The sequence below is a fragment of the Psychroserpens damuponensis genome, assembly GCF_000826655.1.
GTDB lineage: Bacteria > Bacteroidota > Bacteroidia > Flavobacteriales > Flavobacteriaceae > Psychroserpens > Psychroserpens damuponensis.
In genome coordinates this window covers 1-3,412 of sequence record NZ_JXJO01000065.1, presented here as the reverse complement: position 1 = coordinate 3,412, position 3,412 = coordinate 1, and the positions used below count along the sequence as shown (strand labels likewise).

5 protein-coding genes are annotated in these 3,412 nt (G+C 32.1%); 3 read left to right on the top strand and 2 right to left on the bottom strand.

Going from position 1 to position 3,412, the window contains the following annotated elements:
* Window positions 1-152 precede the first annotated feature (152 nt).
* From TD29_RS17370 to TD29_RS17360, 3 genes are all read left to right on the top strand, one after another.
* A complete protein-coding gene (locus TD29_RS17370; RefSeq protein ID WP_040282786.1) occupies window positions 153-500 on the top strand; it encodes a DUF6249 domain-containing protein in 348 nt (115 codons plus the stop codon).
* A 117-nt stretch (window positions 501-617) separates the two neighbouring features.
* Window positions 618-1,604 (top strand): peptidase associated/transthyretin-like domain-containing protein, encoded by a 987-nt coding sequence (locus TD29_RS17365; RefSeq protein WP_040282784.1) that lies wholly within the window; start codon window positions 618-620, stop codon window positions 1,602-1,604.
* Window positions 1,597-2,250, top strand: coding sequence for a hypothetical protein (locus TD29_RS17360; RefSeq protein ID WP_040282782.1), 654 nt, complete (start codon window positions 1,597-1,599; stop codon window positions 2,248-2,250). Before TD29_RS17365 ends, TD29_RS17360 begins: the two co-directional genes overlap by 8 nt.
* 29 nt (window positions 2,251-2,279) lie before the next feature.
* Here the strand turns inward: TD29_RS17360 and TD29_RS17355 are convergent, their stop codons facing one another.
* Together TD29_RS17355 and TD29_RS17350 are read right to left on the bottom strand one after the other, a co-directional pair.
* Window positions 2,280-2,918, bottom strand: coding sequence for an HAD family hydrolase (locus tag TD29_RS17355; RefSeq protein WP_241485298.1), 639 nt, complete (start codon window positions 2,916-2,918; stop codon window positions 2,280-2,282).
* Window positions 2,918-3,412: SDR family NAD(P)-dependent oxidoreductase (locus tag TD29_RS17350; RefSeq protein WP_040282778.1), on the bottom strand; the 495-nt coding region annotated here is incomplete at its 5' end. The genes TD29_RS17350 and TD29_RS17355, both read right to left, overlap by 1 nt.

Genomic DNA, 3,412 nt, shown 5'->3' with positions numbered 1-3,412 from the left:
ATTTCCGAAGAAAAAAAATTGAGATACTGTAACGACGTTCAACACTTGAAAAAAAATTTTGTAACTTTTTTTAGAAAATCTGTAACCATAATTAAAAAGTAGGCGTCATAAGATCAGAACATTTAAAATTAATCAATTAAAAACGAATCATTATGGGATCAGAATTAATCATTATACCAATTATATTTGGTGCAATTTTTGGAGTATTCTACTTATACTTTTCAACAAGAAACAAAGAACGTTTAGCACTTATAGAAAAAGGTGCAGATGCTTCAATTTTTATGAGAGGCAAAGGTAAAACAGCTACTATTTGGAAAGTACTCATACTCAATCTCGCTTTATTACTTATAGGTATTGGATCTGGGCTTTTTATAGCATCATTATTAGATAGCTATACCAATTTAGATGTAGATGCCGTTTATCCTGCGACGACGTTTCTTATGGCTGGCGTTGGTTTATTTATTGGCTTTTTCATTACCAAAAACTTAGACAAGGACTAAACGAGAACTCATCACTCTTTAAGCCGCTACTAATTGAGAACGTTTTCAATTGGTAGCGGTTTTTTATTTGCTAAAAGTAAATTGTATCTTTAGACCAAACCTTAAGTTTGCCCTAAAATGAACAATTTTCTTAAAGCGTTACCCCTACTTTTTTTACTTGTTGCAATTAACACCTCAGCTCAAACCAAAATTATTGACTCTGAGACCAAATATCCTGTATCATATGCTACCATATCTTTTGGTGATGGTCAAGGTGTATTTGCCGATGACGATGGTCTTTTTATATTCACCAAAAAATTATATAAAGATGTAGATTCTCTATTTATTTCATCTTTAGGTTATAAAGATTTAGCTTTGGCTACTGCTAATTTGCCAAAAACTATTGAAATGAAGGTGGACGTTAACAGATTAGATGAAGTTATTGTTACCGCCAAAATTGATAGAAAATTTAAAAAGGAAACCATAAAACCGTATCTAGATGATGACTATTATAAATGTTGGTTGCCTACTATTGAGAGTGAGATTGCGGTATTTTTTCCTAACGGAAATGATAAACTTAAAAAAATAACTTCTGTTTTATTCCCATTTGCGTTAGAATCTAAAGATTGGAAAAAGCGAAAACGTGCCAATGCTGATAAGCGCAAATTCTCAACCTTATTTAAAGTTAAATTTTATAAAAATGATAATGGGCTTCCAGGTGACGTCATGACCTATACAAATATTGTATTTAGAGCAACCGAAGACGATGGTGATGAGTTTGAATTGGATGTTACAAAGCATGATTTATTTATTCCAGAAGATGGTTTCTTTGTCTCGCTGCAAGTCTTAGGTTATACAGATCAAAACGGAAAACTATTACCTAACAAAAAATACAAAGAGATAAAGGGTAAAGTTGGTATGGTAAAAATCCCAACTAATTTTAGGCCTTTATTACCATTTACAAATGAAATTAATGCTCATAACACGTATATTAAACGTGTTTTTATTAATGGAAATAATTGGGTGCAGTTTAAAAAAGGAAATGGCATAGAATCTAGCCTGTTAAAAACCAACCTCAATAATTATGGTGTTGGGATTAATTTTAATGAATATAAAGATGAGTAACCAATATTCTATTTTTAGAAGATTTTCTAATCTTGAACTTGCGGTTGAGCTAACTTCAATTCTCAATACTCACGGAATAGAATTTATAATAGATGATAATTCTCCGCCTGTTGATGTGACATTTAATGTTGGTTCGTCATTACAAGATAGTGTCGAGGTGAGAATACAACAAACTGACTTTGAAAAAGCAGAATTAATTTTAGAGCATGAGGCCGAAAAACAGCTCAACACTATTGATCCCAACTATTATCTTTTTGAGTTTTCTAACGAAGAGCTTTATGACATACTTCTTAAAGCCGACGAATGGAACAAATTTGATTATACACTAGCTCAAAAACTATTAAAAGATAGAGGAAAACCAATAGACAAAGTCCTCCTTGATTCTCTTAAAAAACAACGCATAGAAGATTTATCAAAACCTGAAGGCAACCAAAAACCTTGGATTGCTGCAGGATATATTTTTGCCTTATTAGGCGGACTTCTAGGCTTAATTATTGGCTATTTTTTATGGACTTCTAAAAAAACATTACCTAATGGTCATAAAGTACACTCCTATTCTCAAAACGATAGAACACATGGCAAATATATTTTTATAATATCTCTTCTTATATTTCCAATTTCTCTTGCCATAAGAATGATTATTTAATGTGGCGTTTGAATGTGAAAACTAAAATCTCAAAGAAATAATTCTAATTTTTCCATGGCATCAAACGTAAAACTAGCATGATGTTTTAACTCATTATTATAATCATGAGCTGTAAATCCTGCTACTCTAAAACCACCTGATTTTGCAGCTTTAACTCCTGAAAGGCTATCTTCAATTACAAGACATTCGTTAGGTTGAAATCCCATTGTTTTGGCAGCCCAAATAAAAACCGCTGGATCTGGTTTCCATTTCTGTATGGTATAACAACTAAATATATGGTTAGTGAAAAAGGGTAATAAGCCAGTGAGTTCTAAATTAAGTTTAATTTTAGCTTCTGGGCCACTTGAAGCCACACAAAACGGAATGCTTAAATTTTTTATTAAATCGGTAACACCTTCAATGGGTTGAATTTCATTTCTAAATTTTTCAAAGCTCAATGATCGGTATTGACTTTCAAAATTTTTGGGCAATTCGCCAGGTATCAACACTGAAATTTGATGCATACAATCCTCTAAAGATTTTCCTTTAAAATTCTTAAAGGCATAATCTAAATTAATAGATGCTCCAAGAGCATTAGCTAAATTAACAAGCACTTGATTTCCTATAGGCTCACTATCGACTAAAACACCATCACAATCAAAGATGACACATTTTATTTTAGACATCATTAAGGTGTAGAATTAGAAACCTGTAATGCTTTACCGTTGTAATATTTATTACCATTATGTGCAAAATCTTGTATATATTCTGCCATTTCTAGAGCTGTTGTTGGTGCCTGATAATCTGGAAATGCCTCTTTAAGCATTTCGGTTTGTACAGCTCCTAAAGCTAAGACATTAAATTGTGGTCCTGTTTCTTTATACTCTTCAGCTAGTAATTCTGTAAGGGTAATTACAGCTCCTTTACTAGAACTGTAAGCTGCTAATCCTGGGAATTTCATACTACCTTGAATGCCACCCATTGAGCTTATAGTGACTACGTGTCCGTCATTTTTCATAAATGGTAAGACAATTCTTGTCATTTCGGCCACACCAAACACATTGGTTTCATAAACTTTAGAAAAATCTTTAAATGTGGTTTCTGCAAAAGGCTGGTTAAGTAACATACCTGCATTATTGATAAGAATATCAACATGCTTAAATTCATTTTTTATAAAATCTTC

Coding starts and splice junctions, on each gene's coding strand:
- TD29_RS17370 (WP_040282786.1), top strand. CDS start 153: ATGGGATCAGAATTAATCATTATACCAATTATATTTGGTGCAATTTTT.
- TD29_RS17365 (WP_040282784.1), top strand. CDS start 618: ATGAACAATTTTCTTAAAGCGTTACCCCTACTTTTTTTACTTGTTGCA.
- TD29_RS17360 (WP_040282782.1), top strand. CDS start 1,597: ATGAGTAACCAATATTCTATTTTTAGAAGATTTTCTAATCTTGAACTT.
- TD29_RS17355 (WP_241485298.1), bottom strand. CDS start 2,918: ATGATGTCTAAAATAAAATGTGTCATCTTTGATTGTGATGGTGTTTTA.